We start from the raw sequence: 17168 nt of genomic DNA, 5'->3' as shown, positions 1-17168 counted from the left end.
GCTGCCCGTGTCCTTTCTCGACTTCTCGCACATCACCAAGACCTATCCGGGCGTCAAGGCGCTGTCGGACGTCTCGTTCGGTGTCGACAAAGGCGCCGTGCATGGTTTGATGGGCGAGAACGGCGCCGGCAAATCCACCCTGATCAAGATACTGTCCGGTGACCAGCATGCCGATCAGGGCGAGATCCGCATTGACGGTAGGGTTCAGGCCTATACCTCGACCCGGGATGCCTTCGACAATGGCGTCATTGTCATTCATCAGGAACTGCAACTCGTTCCTGAACTCACCGTTGCCGAAAACCTCAGCCTCGGTCGTTTCCCCGCCAACGCCGGCATCATCGCCGGCCGCCGGATGCTGGACGACGTCGGCGCCAAGCTGAAATCGGCCGGTATCGACATCGACATGCGCCGCAAGGTCAAGACGCTGTCGATCGGCGAACGCCAGATGGTCGAGATCGCCAAGGCGGTCATGCTCGACGCACGCGTTATCGCGCTGGACGAACCGACCTCGTCGCTTTCCTCGCGCGAAAGCGAAATCCTGTTTGCCCTGATCGACCGCCTGCGCGGCGAAGGCAAGGTCATCATCTATGTCTCGCACAGGCTCGACGAAGTGTTCCGGCTCTGCGACAGCCTGACCGTGCTGCGCGACGGCAAGCTCGCGGCGCACCATGCGTCGCTGAAAGGCGTCACCCGCGACCAGGTCGTCGCCGAGATGGTCGGCCGCGAGATTTCGGATATCTGGGGTTTTCGCGCACGAAAAACGGGCGATGTCCGCCTGAAGGTCGACGCTCTCAGCGGCCCCAAACTGAAGACGCCGGCCAGTTTCGAGGCGAGGGCAGGCGAGATCGTCGGCTTCTTCGGCCTGATCGGCGCCGGGCGCTCGGAACTGATGCGGCTGGTCTATGGCGCCGATCCGCGCTCGGGCGGTAGCATCACCGTCGACGGCAAGCTGGTCCGTGCCGCCGATCCGCGTGGCACGATCCGGGCCGGCATCGTGCTGTGCTCGGAGGATCGCAAGCATGACGGCATCATCCAGGGCCGCTCGGTCGAGGAGAACATCAACATCTCGTCGCGGCGCCATCACACGCGCTTCGGCGTGCTCAACCGCGCCAGCGAGATCGCCACCGCCGAAACCTTCATCAAGAAGCTCAAGGTGCGCACGCCGTCGCGCAAGCAGGACATCATCAATCTCTCCGGCGGCAACCAGCAGAAGGTCATCCTTGGCCGCTGGCTGTCCGAACAAGGGGTGCGGGTTCTCATTGTCGACGAACCGACGCGCGGCATCGACGTAGGGGCCAAATCGGAAATCTACGAATTGCTCTACCAGCTTGCGCAGGACGGCATGGCGATCGTCGTGGTCTCGTCCGAACTGCCGGAAGTGATGGGCATCTGCGACCGTATTCTGGTGATGTGCGGTGGCCGCGTCAGCGCTGAACTCACCCGCGACCAGTTCGCCGAAAGGGCGATCCTGGCCGCCGCTCTCCCCGATCAGAAAACTCCCGACGCGATCGCATCCTGAGGACTTTGGCATGACCGACCAGTTGAAAAAAATCCTGCTCGGCGAACAGGGCCTCGTCGTCATCTTCGTCGTCGCCTTCGCGCTGGTGTCGGCTCTGGTGCCGAACTTCCTTACGGACCGCAACATGCTCGGCCTGCTGCAGTCGGTGGTCACCGTCGGCATCGTCGCCTGCACCATGATGTTCTGCCTCGCCGCGCGCGACTTCGACCTGTCGGTCGGTTCGATCGTCGCCTTTGCCGGCATGGTCGCTGTGATGGCGTCGAATTACACCGGCTCGATCCTGCTTGGCCTGCTGGCGGCAATCGCCTGCGGCGCTTTCGTCGGCTTCATCAACGGCGTCGTCATCGCCAAATTCCGCATCAACGCGCTGATCACGACGCTGGCCACCATGCAGATCGTGCGCGGCTTTGCGCTGATCGCGTCCGACGGCCGTGCCGTCGGCATCAACAGCTCGGATTTCTATCAGCTGGCGCTCTCGAAACTGCTCGGCATACCGACGCCGGTCTGGGTGCTCGCTATCCTGTTTTGCATCTTCGGCTTCGTCCTCAACCGCACCGTCTTCGGCAAGAACACGCTGGCCATCGGCGGCAATCCGGAGGCCTCGCGTCTTGCCGGCGTCAATGTCGACCGGACGCGCATCTGGATTTTTGCGCTGCAGGGCGTCGTCTGCGGCATCGCCGGCATCCTGCTGGCGTCGCGCATCACCTCCGGCCAGCCCAACGCGGCGGTCGGGCTCGAACTCTCGGTCATCTCGGCCTGCGTGCTCGGCGGTGTTTCGCTTGCCGGCGGCCGCGCCACCATGTCGGGCGTCATCGTCGGCGTGCTGATCATGGGCATCGCCGAAAACGCCATGAACCTGCTCAACATCCCGGCCTTCTACCAGTACATCGTACGTGGCGTGATCCTGCTGCTGGCCGTGCTGCTCGACAATCTGCGCTCGTCGGCACTGGGCCGGCGCTAAGCTGGAGGGACAAAAATGGCTGAGCGCCTTTCCGGCAAACGCATCTTCCTGACCGGCGCCGCGCAAGGCATCGGGCTGGCCATCGCCGAGGCCTGCCTTGCCGAAGGTGCAAGACTGTTCCTCGTCGACCGCGACGGCGCACTGCTGGACAAGGCCGTCGCCGGCCTTGCCGCGCCGCACGGCCATGTCGGGCATGCGGCAGCCGACATCAGCGACGGAGCCGCGATTGCCACTGCCGTCGGCCAAGCGACCGACGAAATCGGCCACATCAACGCGCTGATCAACAATGCCGGGGTCAATGTGTTCTCGACGCCGCTCAAGGCGACCGAGGAAGAGTGGAACCGCAATTTCGACGTCAACGTCAAGGGCGCCTGGAATTGCAGCAAGGCTGTGCTGCCGGGCATGATTACAAGCGGCGGCGGCGCCATCCTCAACATCGCCTCGACGCACAGCTTCACCATCATTCCGCACACCTTCCCCTATCCCGTCGCCAAGCACGCGCTGCTCGGCCTGACCAAATCGCTGGCGCTCGAATATGCGGCGCAAGGCGTGCGCGTGAACGCGCTGGCGCCGGGCTATGTCGAGACGCAGAAGGCGATCGACTACTGGAACAGCTTTGCCGATCCGGCCGCAGCACGCGCCAACACCATGGCGCTGCATCCCGGCGGCCGCATCGCCACGGCGCGCGAGATCGCGCGGGCTGCGGTGTTCATGATCTCCGACGAATGCCCGTTCATGAACGCGGCGACGCTCGTCGTCGATGGCGGGCTGAGCCAGCTGCAGCATCCCGCCTGAACGCCGGAAAGACCATGACCAAGAGACGATCGCAGCATTGGTTCGGCGGGCTGGGCAAGGATGCCTTCATCCACCGCAGCTGGATGAAGAACAACGGCCTGCCCGACGATGCCTTCGACGGCCGTCCGGTGATCGGCATCTGCAACACATTCTCCGAATTCACGCCTTGCCACGTGCATTTCCGTGCTCTGATCGAGCACATCAAGGCCGGCGTGCTGGAAGCCGGCGGCCTGCCGCTCGAATTCCCGGTCTTCTCTTGCGGCGAGTCCAATCTGCGGCCGACGGCGATGCTGTTTCGCAACCTCGCCTCGATGGATGTCGAGGAGGCGATCCGCGGCAACCCGATGGACGGCGTCGTGCTGATGGCCGGCTGTGACAAGACCACACCGTCGCTGGTCATGGGCGCGGCCTCCTGCGACCTGCCGTCGATCGCCATCTCCGGCGGGCCGATGCTTAATGGCCGCTTCCAGGGCCACGAAATCGGTTCCGGCACCGATGTGTGGAAATTTTCGGAAGACGTTCGCGCCGGTGTGATGAGCGAGCAGGATTTCGCCAATGCCGAGAGCGCCATGTCGCGCTCGCCCGGTCACTGCATGACCATGGGCACGGCCTCGACCATGGCTTCCATGGTCGAGTCGCTCGGCCTGGCGCTGCCCGGTAACGCTGCCTATCCGGCGGTCGACGCGCGCCGCAGCCGCATCGCCCGCATGACGGGGCGGCGCATCGTCGTGATGGTCAATGAGGATCTGCGCCCGTCGGCTATCCTCACGAGAAAAGCTTTCGCCAACGCCATCCGCGTCAATGGCGCGATCGGCGGCTCCACCAATGCGGTCGTGCATCTCCTGGCCATCGCCGGCAGCGTCGGCACCGAGCTGACCCTGGATGATTGGGATCGATATGGCCGCGACGTGCCGACCATCCTCGACCTGATGCCGTCAGGCCGTTTCCTGATGGAGGATTTCTGCTACGCCGGCGGTATTCCGGCCGTCATGAAAGAGATCGCCGACATGCTCGATCTCGATGCGCTGACCGTCACCGGCAAGAGCGTGCGCGAGAACATCACTGACGCCCAAAACTACAATCCGGAGGTGATCCGCCCGCGCGACAAGGCGCTGACATCGCACGGCGGCATCGCGGTGCTGCGCGGCAATCTGGCGCCCGACGGCGCCATCATCAAACCGTCAGCCGCGTCGCCAGCTCTCATGAAGCATCGCGGCCGCGCCGTCGTCTTCGAGGACATTGACGACTACAAGGCGCGCATCGACGATCCCTTGCTGGACATCGACGAGGGCTCGATCATGGTGCTGAAGAATTGCGGCCCCAAGGGCTATCCGGGAATGGCCGAGGTCGGCAACATGGCGCTGCCTCAGAAGCTGTTGAAGCAAGGCGTCCGCGACATGATCCGTATCTCCGATGCCCGCATGTCGGGCACCGCCTTCGGCACCGTCGTGCTGCATGCCGCACCCGAAGCCGCTGTCGGCGGCCCGCTGGCGCTGGTGAGGAGCGGCGACATGATCGAGCTCGATGTCGAAGCAAGGAAGCTGCATCTCGACGTGTCAGAACAGGAACTCGCAAAGCGGCGGACATCCTGGGCTCCGCCGCAGCCGGCTATGCGCGGCGGCTATCAGGGTCTTTACGTCGACCATGTGCTGCAGGCGGATCGCGGCGCCGACCTCGATTTTCTCGTCGGATGCCGTGGCCACGCCATTCAACGCGAAAGCCATTGAGGTCCGCGTGACAAAATTCAAACCTTATGATTTCCACGGCATTCACGCCATTCTCTACGCGCTCTTTGATGAGAACGAAAAACTCGACCGCGCGGCGATGCGCAGATCTGCCTGGCGAGCGGCGTGCACGGCATGGCGGCGCTCGGCTTGGCGACGGAAGTCGCCAAGCTGTCCGAGGCCGAGCGCCGGACGATCATGGACTGGACGGCGGAAGACACCGACGGAAAAGTGCCACTCGCTTTCACCATCTTCGGCGCTTCGGTGGCCGAGCAGGTCGCACAGGTTCGCCATGCTGAAAGCGTGGGAGCGGATTGGGTGATCCTGCAGCCGCCGCCGGTTGGGTCCTATGGTGCGCCGGAATACATCAAGTTCTTCGGCCGCGTTGCCGAGGCGACCGATCTGCCGGTGGCGATCCAGAACGCGCCGGCGTTTTTCGGGCGCGGCCTTTCATCAGACGAAATCCGCGACCTCGTCACGCTGTATCCCAACGTTAGGCTGATCAAGGGCGAGGGTCCGGTTACCGACATCGCCGGGCTGATCGAGCGCACCGATGGCCGGATACCGGTTTTCAACGGGCGTGGCGGCCTGGAACTGATCGACAATTTCCGCATCGGTTGCCGCGGCATGATCCTGGCGCCGGATTGCGCCGACTATGCCGTGCGCGCCTATCATGCGTTCCGCGCCGGAGGCGAAGCCACGGCCGAGGCTGAATATGCAAGAATGTTGCCGGCAGCGGTCTTCGTCATGCAAGGCATCGAAAACTTGATCTGCTATGGCAAGCGGCTGTTCGGCGCCCGCGCAGGCATCCCGATACACGCCCGGGCTCCGGCGATGCGGCCCAGCGAGCCTGGCCTCGCGATGGTGGAGCGCTTTGCGATTGGTCTCGGTCGGTTGCCTGGCTGAACGTCAACTGCCTTTCAATAGGTCGTCCGCCCACCCGACAGGTCGAACGTGGAGGCGGTTGTAAAACTGTTCTCCTTGGAGACGAGCCAGGCGACCATGGCAGCGGCCTCATCGACCTCCAACAGGCGGCCGCGCGGAATGCGCGAGCGCATATATTCGATATGCTCCGGCGTCAGTTGTTCAAGGATGCGCGTCTGTGCCGTGGCCGGCGAGATGCAGTTCACGGCGATGTCGTACTGCGCCAGTTCTTTGCCGAGCGACTTGGTCAAGCCGATGACCGCCGCCTTCGAGGCTGAATAGGCGGAGGCGTTGGGGTTGCCCTCCTTGCCGGCGACCGAAGCGATGTTGACGATCCGCCCGTAATTGCGCTCCTTCATCCCGGGAACCACGGCGCGATTGACGTAGAACGTACCGTTGACGTTGACGTCGATGACCTTTTTCCACGTCTCGATGTCGTAGACGTCGAGCGGGACGGCCGGGCCGGCGATTCCGGCGGAATTGACCAGAATGGAAATGTTGCCGGCCAGCTCTTCGGTCCTGGCGCGCGCCGCGTCCACCGACACCCAATCGGCGACGTCCACGATCTCTGTCGTGGCGGCGTTGCCGAGTTCCTTCTTGGCGGTTTCGAGGCGAGCCTCATCGAGATCCCACAAGGTTACCGTCGCGCCGGAGGCGACGAAGCGTCTGGCCATCGCAAAGCCGAGGCCTTGGGCGCCGCCGGTGACCACAGCGTGCTGGCCGTCAAGATCAATCCTGTTCATGTCGAGCGGTTCTTTCCGTTTGAGCTACTTCCGGGATAAAGGCCGGCCTGTGCAGGCGGGCGATATCGCTACATCGTCGCGCCGAGGCTCCATGGCACGAACTCGTTGTCGCCATAGCCGAGCGCTTCCGACCTGGTGCGCCCGCCGGAAGCGACGCGCAGGATCTCGGCGAAGATCTCCTCGCCCTTCTCGGCCAGCGAGACGCCGTCCAGTATGTCTCCGCAATTGATGTCCATGTCCTCGCGCATCTGCTCGAAGATGAAGCTGTTGGAGGCGAGCTTGATCGAGGGCGTCGGCTTGCAGCCGAAGGCCGAACCGCGGCCGGTGGTGAAGCACAATATGTTGGCTCCGCCGGCGACCTGCCCGGTGGCCGAGACCGGATCGTAGCCAGGCGTATCCATGAAGACGAGGCCGCGCTCGTTGATCGGCTCGGCATATTCCAGCACCGCGCGCAGATTGGTGGTGCCGCCCTTGGCGGAGGCGCCGAGCGATTTCTCCAGGATGGTCGTCAGCCCACCCAGCTTGTTGCCGGGCGAAGGGTTGTTGTTCATCTCCATGTCGTGCCTGGCGGTATAATCCTCCCACCAGCGGATGCGCTCGATCAGCTTTTCACCCACCGCGCGGCTCTCGGCGCGCAAGGCGAGAAGATGTTCGGCGCCATAGATCTCGGGCGTCTCCGAGAGCACGGCCGTGCCGCCTTGCCCGACAAGCAGGTCCACCGCAGCACCCAGTGCCGGATTGGCGCTGATGCCGGAATAGCCGTCCGATCCGCCGCATTGCAGCGCAAGCACCAGTTCGGAGGCCGGCTGCGGAGTCCTTTCGGCGGCGTTCACCGTAGGCAGCATGTCGACGATCGCCTTGACGCCGGCCTCGACTGTCTTTCGCGTGCCGCCGGTTTCCTGGATGGTCATCGTGCGGAAAATCGTGCTCTCCTCGATGTTGTACGACTGCATCCAGCGTGGGATCTGGAACGCTTCGCAGCCGAGTCCGACCATCAGCACGCCGCCGACATTGGGGTTGGTGGCAAAGCCCCATTGCGTCCGTTTCAACAGGTCGTAAGCGGGGCCCTTGGTGTCGATGCCGCAGCCAGTGCCGTGGACGAGTGCGATGATGCCGTCGACATTGGGATAGTCGCGCAGGATGCCAGACCGGTTGACCTCGTCGACGATGAACCGGGCGACGCTGGCAGAGCAGTTCACCGAGGTCAGGACGGCAATGAAGTTGCGCGTGCCCACCTTGCCGCTCGGCCGGCGGTAACCCATGAAAGTAGCGCGCTCGGCCTCGGCAACGACCTCGGTTTGCCTGGTATTGGTGCCGAAGACGTAGTCGCGTTCGAAATTGCGCAGATACACATTGTGCTCGTGAACCCAGTCGCCGGCGACGATGGATCCCCGCGCAAAACCAATGGTCTGGCCGTATTTCACGATCGGCTCGTCCGAGCCGATGTCGCGGAAGGCCATTTTGTGCCCGCGCGGTATGCGTGCCCTGGCCGCCACGTCCCCGGCTTTTTCGCCGATCTTCAACGGATCGACCGCCAGAAGAATGTTGTCGATATCCGACAGCTTGATGAACCGTGCCATGAACCCAAACTCTGAAGAAGGCCTCCCCGACAAGGAGCGTCGAGAGACAAAAGTGATTTAGAATACTAATATAACAGAATGTCAGCGGTCAAGGTGCGGTTGCGAAAGGCTTGGACTGCAGGGCGTTGCGGCGGATCGGTTAGGTGAGTGGCTTGCAATGAGTGCGCCTTGCGGCGGAGTTTGAGGGCGGCAAACGGCTGGATGAAACAACGGACCGCCGCACGCCCGGGACACGGTCAATCGAGATGGAAGACCTCTTGCATGGCCGCCCACCATTCGCCGTCGGCGCGCGTCGGTAGCGGCGTCTGCATGGGGTCGCACAGTTCCCACCATTTGCGCATGGCCGGCGACTCGCTCATCCGCGCCGCATCCCTGGCGAAGTCGCTGCCGTGATACTCCCAGCAGGCGAACAGAAGGTTCTCCGGTTCGCGCAGGAAGATCGAATAGTTGCGGATGTCGGCGCGACTGATGACGTCGAGCACTTCCGGCCAGACGGCGGCGTGGACGCGCTTGTAGTCCGCGATCGCCTCGGCTTTCACGCCGATACAAAGCCCCATTCTTTGCATGCCGGTTGCTCGCGAGGCTTCAGTCGAGAAGGTCGGCGGCGACTTCGAGCGTGTTGCGGAACGACGTCTCGAGATGATGTTCCATGGCCCTTGCCGCCCCCTCGGCGTCGTGGCGCTTCAGCGCGTCGAAAATGGCCTCGTGCTGCTCGATCGTCTGTTCGCCATAACCCGGTCTTGGGATGGCGAGATAGCGTCCGCGGTCCATCTGTGCCTTCGAGATGTCGACGGCTCTCCAGATCATCGGCAGGCCGCAGATCTCGGCTATGGTGCGGTGGAAGACATCGTCGAGTTGTATCGCGGTGGCATATCTGCCGCGCGATATGGCAAGCCGGTGCGCCGCCATGTTGTCTTCCAGCAATTCGCTGGCTGCCGCTGTGAACTTGGCGGCCGCGCGTCGGGCGCTTTCCATCTCCAGGGCCCGCCGGATGACATAGGCTTCTTCCAGGTCAGCCCGGCTGATCGGAGCGACATAGGTGCCGGTCTGTGCCAGGATTTTGACCAGGCCCTCGTCGCTGATGCGCTTGACCGCTTCGCGAACGGGGGTGCGAGACACCCCCAGGGCCTCCGCGATGGCGACTTCGTTGATCACCTCTCCCGGCTTCAGCTGCCCGACGACGATCAGGTTGCGGATCTTGTGGTAGATCTGATCGCGGAGCGGAAGAGCCCGATTGAGCGTCGAAGGATCCAGGTCCATTGTAAATCCGTGTCTTCGTTCACCAGAAATGGCTAGATAATACTAGAATGTCAATTGGAACGCATCCAATGGAAGCGTCGGGTGTCGGTGACACGATGTCCATAACGACCGCCGGAATCCAGCTTGCCAGAACTGTTATATTAGTGCAATAGTCATCATCCGCGGTGAGAAATTCAATCCGCAACCGAGAGCCTGGACTGAGCCGCGTGTTCAAAAGCCCGGATGTTCAAGCCAGTTCGAAGAGGGGTCGAGCTGCGTTGAAGAAACTATTATACTAACATATCGATGGCCGATACAGAGGATGATCGGCCAGCCGCCAGGAGGAACCTAGCCAGATATGACTGTCGCCGACGATTGCGCCTTGGACATGCGAGGCATCAGCAAGACGTTCCCGGGCGTGAAGGCTCTGTCCAACGTCAATTTCGCCGTAAAATTCGGTACCGTTCATGCGGTCGTGGGTGAGAACGGCGCCGGCAAATCGACGCTCATGAAGGTCCTCAACGGATCCTACGCGCCCACCAGCGGCACAATCAGGGTCGGCGGCGCCGAGGTGCGCATGCGCCAGCCCGCCGACGCCCAGGCGCTCGGCATTCGCATGGTGCACCAGGAGATCAATCTGGTCCCCGACCTGACCGTCGCCGAGAACGTCTATCTCGGCCGCATGCCCGGCAAATGGTCCTTTCTGCGCAAGGGCGAGATGATCCGGGCGGCCGCTGCCGTCCTCGACGAACTTGGAGCGGCCATCAACCCGCGTGAACGGCTCGGCAACCTTTCTATCAGCCAGCAGCAGCTCGTCGAGATCGCCAAGGCCTACGCGGCGCAGCCCAGGATCATCGTCCTGGACGAACCGACATCCAGCCTCAGCGAGCATGAGACGGCGGCGTTGTTCCGGATCCTGCGCAAGATGCGCGATGACGGCATCGCCATCATCTACATCAGCCACCGACTGAAGGAGGTGCTCGAAATCGCCGACGAGGTGACTGTGCTGCGCGACGGCTCAATGATCGAGACGCGTCCGATCGAAGGCATAAATGCCGCTCACATGATCAGGCTGATGGTCGGTCGCGAAGTCAGCAATGTCTTCCCGAAAAGCCCGGCCGAGATCGGCAAGTCGGTGCTGCGCGTCGAACGCATCAGCGACGGCACGCGCTTCCGCAATGTCAGCTTCGATGTACGCGCCGGCGAGATACTGGGCTTGACGGGGCTGGTGGGCGCTGGCCGCACCGAGGTCGCCCGCGCAATCTTCGGCCTGTCGCGGCTTGTCGAGGGCTCGGTCAGCGTCAACGGACGCGAGGTCTCGATCAACTCGCCATCCCAGGCGGTCAGGGCAGGCATTGCCTATGTTCCGGAAGATCGCAAGGGCGACGGCGTCGTGCCTGGAATGTCGATCCGGGAAAACATCAGCCTGCCCATACTGCGCCGCCTGAGCCGTTTCGGGCGCATCAGCCGCAGCGCCGATCACTCGCTTGCCGCGGACTCGGTCAAGCAGTTTTCGATTTCACCGCCCGACGGCGAACGGCGCATCAGCCTTCTGTCGGGCGGTAACCAGCAGAAGGCGGTCATCGCCAAATGGCTTGCCGCCAAACCTTCGGCCTTGATCCTCGACGAGCCGACGCGGGGCGTCGACGTCGGCGCCAAGGCCGAGATCCACCACATCATCGGCCAACTCGTCGCCGGCGGCATGGCGGTCGTGATGATCTCGTCGGAGCTGCCCGAAATCCTCGGCGTCTGCGACCGCGTGGTGGTGATGCGCGATGGCTATGCCTCCGAGCCTCTCCTGCGCAGCGAATTGAGCGAGGAGCGCATCATGGCGCTAGCCACGGGGGAGGAGACGGCGTGACCGAAGCTGCCATGGAGATCGGCGGCGTGAACCGCAACGACCGCTTTACGCGTGGCAGCAGGCTTGTCGATGTCCTGTCGAAGGCGGGGCTGGCCTTCGCTATCCTCGCCGTGATGCTCTACGGCTCCTTCGTCAGCCCCGCCTTCTTCACATCAGGCAATTTGCTCAACGTCCTGACCTCGATGTCCATCGTCGGCATCGTCGTAGTCGGCATGACCTTCGTGCTCGTGGTCGGCGGCCTGGCCGACCTGTCGGTGCCGGCCACCATCGCCTGCGGCGCCATCCTGTCGCTCGGGCTGCAGCCGATGATCGGGCCGCTGCCGGCCTTCGTGCTGGCGGTTGGTCTCGCGGGCCTCATAGGCCTGCTCAACGGGGTCCTGGTCGGATATGTCGGCATCAATCCAATCATTGCCACGCTCGGCATTGGCACGATCGGACTGGGCATCGTCCAGGCGGCTGTCGGCGGGGTCATCGTCTATGGCAGCAATCCCGCCTCCGCCGAACTCGCCAAGGGCCGGCTGTTCGGCATTCCCGTCGTGGTGCTGATCTTCCTGGTCATTGCTCTTGTCGGCCATTTCGTCCTGTCCCGCTCCTTCTGGGGCAGATGGACGCTTGCCACCGGCGGCAATTACAGCGCCGCCGAGGCAAGTGCGGTTCCGGTGCAGGCCGTGAAGGCTGGCGCCTTCGTGATCACAGCACTCGCTTCCGGCATCAGCGGCGGCCTGCTCGGGCTGACGCTGCAGAGCGCGCGGCCGCTCATCGGCGGCGGCTACGAATTCAGTGCCATCACGGCGGTGGTGGTCGGCGGCGTGTCGATCGTCGGCGGCTTCGGATCGGTGCCACGGGCCATTGCCGGCCTCATCTTCGTGCAACTGCTGACCAACGTCATGGTGCTCGACGGTGTGCGCACGCCGATCCAGGGTTTCGTGCTCGGCATCCTGATCGTCGGCGCCGTCGGCATGGATGCGGCGCTGCGCAAGCGGGGCGTGTCGTGATGCGTTTTCTTTCGCTTGTCTCGCAGTATCGCGTCATCGTCATTCTCGGTCTGACGCTCGTCATTTCCGCGCTGGTGGTCCCCGGCTACCTCTCGGCATCGACCCTCGGCCTCGGCCTCGACCGGGCGGCGACGATCGGCCTGATCGCGATCGGCCTGACGGTGCTTTTGATATCGGGCCAGATCGACCTCTCCGGTGGCGCGGTGTTTGCCCTGGCCGGCATCGTATCGGTCATCCTGCAGCGAGAGATCGGCATCCTCCCTGCCGCGATCGTCGGCATCCTGGTCGGTACCCTGGCAGGCGCCGTCAACGGCATGCTGGTCGTCGGCCTGAAGGTGAATTCGCTCGTGCTGACGCTCGCGACGATGCTCATCTTCCGCTCGCTCGCGCACTGGATCACCAACAGCCAGCCGGTGACCGGAACCGACATCATGCTTTCCCTGGCGCTGGCCAAGATCTATCTCGATGTCTTCACCCTCCGCAGCGCGCTGTTCATCGCCCTGATCGTGCTGCTGCATTTCTGGCTGACGCGCACCATACCTGGGCGTAACGTCTTTGCGGTGGGATCCAACCCGGCGGCTGCCAAGGAAAGCGGTATCGCCTCGGACCGTATCGTCTTTCTCGGCTTTGTCTTTGCCGGCACGCTTGCCGGCCTGGCGGGGGTTCTCCAGAGCCTCGTCACCAACACCGGCTCACCCGTCTTCGGCTCGGAACTGACGGTCGCCGTCATTGCCGCGGTCGTTGTCGGCGGAACTCGTCTCGAAGGCGGCAGGGGATCCGCGCTCGGCACGCTCGGCGGCGTGCTGACAATCGGCTCGCTGACCATCGCGATGGAGTTCCAGTCCGTTCCCGCATACGTCCAGCAGGTCGTGTCCGGGCTTATCCTGATCCTGCTCGTCGTGCTCGATCGGGCCGTTACCACCAAGGGGAGGGCTCCGGGCACGCGCCCGGCGCTCGTTCGCGACAATCCAATCACTCAAGGAGGAACCACATGATTGGGAGGAAACACATGATTGGCAAGAAAAGCATGCTTCACGTCGCCGCCATGGCGGCTGTGCTGGCATCGACGGGCTGGGCCAGCGCCAAGACGGTCTGCTACGTGACGGCAGCGGATTCGCATGCCTATGCGACGCCGGCCAACAAGGCGCTTCAGGCGCGCGCCGCGGAACTCGGCATCGAGATCCTGAGCCTCAGCCAGGATTTTGATGTCCAGAAAGGCACCGAGCAGCTCAACACCTGCGTTGCGCGCAAGGTCGACGGCATCATCCTGTGGCCGCTCGACCCGCAGGCCTACATACCGGGACTGGCGCGCGCGCAGCAGGCGAACATTCCGGCGATCCTCATCAATTCGCCGATGAGCGACGATGCCAAGCCGTTCATCAAGTCGTTCACCGGGCCTGATGTCTATGAGGAAGGCAAGCTGGCGGCGGACTCGCTGAGCAAGGCGCTCGGCGGCAAGGGCTCCGTCGTCATCATCGCCGGCCAGGCCGGCAACGGCACCACGATCGGACGTGTCAGCGGCTTCACCGACCGTCTCAAGGAAACCAATGCCGACATCAAGGTGCTCGACACGGTCAATGCCGACTTCGACCAGCAAAAGGCACTGGTGGTCAGCCGCGATCTGATCACACGCTTCGGCGACCAGATCAGCGGTGTCTACGCCAATGACGACACGATGGCCCGCGGCTTCATCGACGCATGGAAGGAGGCCAACCCCTCCAAGGCCGCACCGCCGATTGTCGGCATCAATGGCCAGAAGGATGCGTTCGAATCCATCCGCACCAATGAGATGTACTCGACCATCGTCCAGTCGCCCGTCGAGGATGGCCGCCTGGCGATCAACACGATGGCCGAGATCATCGACGGGAAGCAGGTCAAGGACCGGCTGCCCATCCCGCTGACCGTCGTCACCAAGGACAACGTCAACGCGGTCGAACCCGCGTTCTGATTCAGGAAGGCCGGCCCGGTGCACTCGGGTCGGCCTCACCGCCGACGCGTTGGAGAGAGAAATTCTAATAGCGGCGACAGAATTGGAATAAACTAACTCTACAGAGTTTGTGGAATAAGCAATCTGCACTGGCGATCTGGTTTCCACCCGGACAGGACCACGCCATGCCCACTCTTTCGCATCAGCTACTCACCAAAGCAGGCATATCCGGCCGCCTTCGCCAGGCAGCGGGAGAAAGGCCATGAGCCGGGTCGTGCCAGACCGCATCAAGGTGCTCTGGTTTCTGCCTACGCATGGCGACAGCCGCTACCTCGGCACGGCCGAGGGCGGCAGATCGGTCGATCTGCCGTATCTGACGCAAGTGGCGAAGGCGGCCGACACGCTCGGCTACTATGGCGTGCTGTTGCCGACCGGCCGCTCTTGCGAGGATTCCTGGGTGATCGCATCGGCCCTCGTACCGATGACCGAGCGCTTGCGTTTCCTTGTCGCCGTGCGGCCCGGTTTGCAGTCGCCGACGCTGGCCGCGCGCATGACTGCGACGCTGGATCGCATCTCCAATGGCCGCCTGCTGATCAACGTCGTCACCGGCGGCGATCCGCTGGAGAACAAGGGCGACGGCATCTTCCTGTCGCATGCCGAACGCTATGAGGTGACGCAGGAGTTCTTGCAGATCTACAAGCGGGTGCTGAGCGGCGAGACGGTGGGGCACGAGGGCAAGCATTTCCACATCGAGGACGGCCGGCTGCTGTTTCCGCCGGTGCAGACGCCATATCCGCCATTGTATTTCGGGGGCTCGTCCGACGCTGGGTCCGTGGTGGCGGCGCAGGAGATCGACAAATATTTGACCTGGGGAGAGCCGCCAGCCGATGTCGAGCGCAAGCTGGACGGCATGCGTGAACTGGCGCAGAAGGCTGGCCGCAAGCTCTCCTTCGGCATTAGGCTGCATGTCATCGCCCGCGAAACCACCGAGGAGGCCTGGGCCGCTGCCGACAGGCTGATCAGCCGGCTCGACGACGCGACGATCGCCTCGGCGCAGAAGGTCTTTGCCCGCATGGATTCGGTCGGCCAGGCGCGGATGAGCGCATTGCATGGCGGCAATCGCGCCAAGCTCGAGATCGCCCCCAACCTCTGGGCCGGCGTCGGCCTGGTGCGCGGCGGCGCAGGTACCGCACTTGTCGGCGATCCCGACACGATCGCCGAGCGCATCGACGAGTACCGGCGCCTCGGCATCGATACCTTCATCCTTTCCGGCTATCCACATCTCGAAGAAGCCTATCGCTTCGGCGAGCTGGTGCTGCCGAAACTGCCGACCGACCATCCGGTCAAGGCAGCCGGCTCGTCCGTAAACACCGGTCCGTTCGGCGAAACCATCGCCGGCGACCACCGGCCGAAGTCGCTCGCCAGCGCCTCGTGAACTTGCTTCCTGCGTCCTCGCGGTTGCGCGTCGCCATTATTGGCGGCGGCTTTTCCGGTGCGGCGGTGGCGTGGCACCTGGCGCAAATGCCTCGACCGGAGCGCATTTCCATTTCCGTGATCGAGCCGCGACCCTGGATTGGCGGTGGCCTTGCCTATTCCAGCGAGGAACCCTCTCATCGGGTCAATGTTCCCGCGGTCAGGATGAGCATGGCTCCCGACGACCCGCAGCATTTTGCACGCTGGTTGACTGGCAGCGGAGAACTCGAACACGACCCGGATGCGATCTGGATGAACGGCGACGCTTTTCCGCGCCGGCGCGTGTTCGGTCGCTATGTTGCCGAGCATCTGGCGCAGCATCTCAATTCCGGCCTTGTCCATCATGTTGAAGGTTCCGCCACACGCGTGACACGCGATGCCAGTGGCGCGGGCTGGACCGTGCACACCTCTGCCGGACCGGTCGCCTCCGACATCGTCGTTCTAGCAGCAACGCATCCGCAGCCTGCAATTCCAGCCGCGTTGATCCACCTGACGGAAGCGCCGGGTTTCATCGCCGACCCATACGCAGCCGCGGCGCTTGCCGGGATCGGGCCGGACGCCTCGGTGCTGATCGTCGGCTCCGGGCTGACCTCGGCCGACATGGTCGCCGAACTTGACCGTCGTGGCCATCGTGGCCGCATCCTCACGCTGTCGCGCCGCGGCTTACGCTCGCGCGGACACCCCGATGTCAGGGGCGAGCCTTTTGGCGATTTTGCATCCGCGCCGGCGACGACGGCGCTCGGCCTGCTCAGGACCATTCGCGCGACGCTGGCAGCGGCAAGAGCGGCCAATGTCAACTGGCAGTCGGTCTTCGACCAGTTGCGCCTGCAGGGGCCGGTGCTGTGGGCCGCACTTGCCCCGCCGGAGCGGGCAAGGCTGGTCCGCCAGCTGCGCGTGTTCTGGGACGTGCATCGTTTCAGGATCGCCCCGCAGGTCGCCGCCGTGCTCGACCGGCGCCATGCCGCCGGTACAGTCGACACCATTGCCGCCAGGCTTGTCGCGTCGAACGATGAGGACGGCAGCCTGGCTGTCAGCTTTCAACGGCGCGGGCAGACCCGGATCGAGGCGGCGCGCTTCGCTGCCGTCATCAACACCACCGGTCCGGCTCATGGGCAGGCGCTGCAGCTGAACCCGGCGCTGAGCTCGCTGGCGGAAACCGGCTTGATCAGGACGGACCAATATGGGCTTGGCATCGAGACAGGTCTCGACAGCCGCGCGATCGGCCGGGACGGTGAGGCGGTCGCGACACTCCTGGTCGCCGGCCCGCTGGCACGAGGGACTTTCGGCGAGCTCATGGGTCTGCCGGAAGTCGCTCGCCATGCCCAGGCGGTCGCGGTTGAAATTGCCAAGCTGCTGGTAACGCTGCCGTCAGCGCAGGCCATCGGCGCCAATGCCGCGCAGGGTCCGGTCATGAGCTGACACCGGCA

The 17168-nt window shown here is 63.7% G+C and carries 15 protein-coding genes; 11 read left to right on the top strand and 4 right to left on the bottom strand.

Annotation, left to right across the window (positions count from 1 at the left end; all coding sequences use genetic code 11):
• The first annotated feature begins 7 nt into the window (after window positions 1-7).
• The 5 genes from araG to NKJ00_RS12285 all read left to right on the top strand — a co-directional run bounded on the left by araG (window position 8) and on the right by NKJ00_RS12285 (window position 5905).
• Window positions 8-1519, top strand: a complete 1512-nt coding sequence (gene araG, locus NKJ00_RS12305; protein ID WP_352439793.1) for an L-arabinose ABC transporter ATP-binding protein AraG — start codon at window positions 8-10, stop codon at window positions 1517-1519.
• A 10-nt stretch (window positions 1520-1529) separates the two neighbouring features.
• A complete protein-coding gene (araH, locus tag NKJ00_RS12300) occupies window positions 1530-2480 on the top strand; it encodes an L-arabinose ABC transporter permease AraH (protein WP_023811524.1) in 951 nt (316 codons plus the stop codon).
• Window positions 2481-2495: 15 nt separating this feature from the next.
• Window positions 2496-3275 carry an SDR family oxidoreductase gene (locus NKJ00_RS12295; protein WP_128302811.1) on the top strand — a complete coding sequence of 260 codons (780 nt, stop codon included), beginning with the start codon at window positions 2496-2498 and terminating at the stop codon, window positions 3273-3275.
• A 14-nt stretch (window positions 3276-3289) separates the two neighbouring features.
• Window positions 3290-5002, top strand: a complete 1713-nt coding sequence (locus tag NKJ00_RS12290) for an IlvD/Edd family dehydratase (RefSeq protein ID WP_352629851.1) — start codon at window positions 3290-3292, stop codon at window positions 5000-5002.
• 132 nt (window positions 5003-5134) lie between these two features.
• Complete coding sequence (locus NKJ00_RS12285) at window positions 5135-5905, top strand: dihydrodipicolinate synthase family protein (protein WP_352629938.1); 771 nt, start codon at window positions 5135-5137, stop codon at window positions 5903-5905.
• A gap of 14 nt (window positions 5906-5919) precedes the next feature.
• On the opposite strand, the gene NKJ00_RS12280 is transcribed toward NKJ00_RS12285, so the two are convergent.
• The 4 genes from NKJ00_RS12280 to NKJ00_RS12265 form a co-directional block, all read right to left on the bottom strand.
• Window positions 5920-6666: an SDR family NAD(P)-dependent oxidoreductase gene (locus NKJ00_RS12280; RefSeq protein WP_128302814.1), complete on the bottom strand. Its 747-nt coding sequence runs from the start codon at window positions 6664-6666 to the stop codon at window positions 5920-5922.
• A 68-nt stretch (window positions 6667-6734) separates the two neighbouring features.
• Complete coding sequence (locus NKJ00_RS12275) at window positions 6735-8246, bottom strand: UxaA family hydrolase (protein ID WP_352439790.1); 1512 nt, start codon at window positions 8244-8246, stop codon at window positions 6735-6737.
• A 236-nt stretch (window positions 8247-8482) separates the two neighbouring features.
• Complete coding sequence (locus NKJ00_RS12270; protein ID WP_352461279.1) at window positions 8483-8812, bottom strand: L-rhamnose mutarotase; 330 nt, start codon at window positions 8810-8812, stop codon at window positions 8483-8485.
• Between the two features lie 19 nt (window positions 8813-8831).
• Window positions 8832-9506, bottom strand: a complete 675-nt coding sequence (locus tag NKJ00_RS12265) for a GntR family transcriptional regulator (protein WP_128287601.1) — start codon at window positions 9504-9506, stop codon at window positions 8832-8834.
• A 337-nt stretch (window positions 9507-9843) separates the two neighbouring features.
• Here NKJ00_RS12265 and NKJ00_RS12260 point away from each other — a divergent pair, with 337 nt between their 5' ends.
• From NKJ00_RS12260 to NKJ00_RS12235, 6 genes are all read left to right on the top strand, one after another.
• Complete coding sequence (locus tag NKJ00_RS12260) at window positions 9844-11346, top strand: sugar ABC transporter ATP-binding protein (RefSeq protein WP_352439788.1); 1503 nt, start codon at window positions 9844-9846, stop codon at window positions 11344-11346.
• A complete protein-coding gene (locus tag NKJ00_RS12255) occupies window positions 11343-12341 on the top strand; it encodes an ABC transporter permease (protein WP_352439787.1) in 999 nt (332 codons plus the stop codon). The genes NKJ00_RS12260 and NKJ00_RS12255 overlap by 4 nt, the downstream gene beginning before the upstream one ends.
• On the top strand, window positions 12341-13336 hold the full coding sequence (locus NKJ00_RS12250; protein WP_127322263.1) for an ABC transporter permease: 996 nt from the start codon (window positions 12341-12343) through the stop codon (window positions 13334-13336). Before NKJ00_RS12255 ends, NKJ00_RS12250 begins: the two co-directional genes overlap by 1 nt.
• A 14-nt stretch (window positions 13337-13350) precedes the next feature.
• Complete coding sequence (locus NKJ00_RS12245) at window positions 13351-14289, top strand: sugar ABC transporter substrate-binding protein (RefSeq protein WP_128302819.1); 939 nt, start codon at window positions 13351-13353, stop codon at window positions 14287-14289.
• Window positions 14290-14530: 241 nt separating this feature from the next.
• A complete protein-coding gene (gene ssuD, locus NKJ00_RS12240) occupies window positions 14531-15703 on the top strand; it encodes an FMNH2-dependent alkanesulfonate monooxygenase (protein ID WP_352611578.1) in 1173 nt (390 codons plus the stop codon).
• Entirely contained in the window at window positions 15700-17160 is a 1461-nt protein-coding gene (locus NKJ00_RS12235) for an FAD/NAD(P)-binding protein (protein ID WP_352611577.1), read from the top strand. The genes ssuD and NKJ00_RS12235 overlap by 4 nt, the downstream gene beginning before the upstream one ends.
• Window positions 17161-17168: the final 8 nt, after the last annotated feature.

Origin of the sequence: Mesorhizobium sp. M0227 (assembly GCF_040321855.1) — a bacterium.
In the GTDB taxonomy this organism is placed as follows: domain Bacteria; phylum Pseudomonadota; class Alphaproteobacteria; order Rhizobiales; family Rhizobiaceae; genus Mesorhizobium.
The sequence above is the reverse complement of the archived record's forward strand: the minus strand, read 5'-3'. Positions and strand labels throughout refer to the sequence as shown.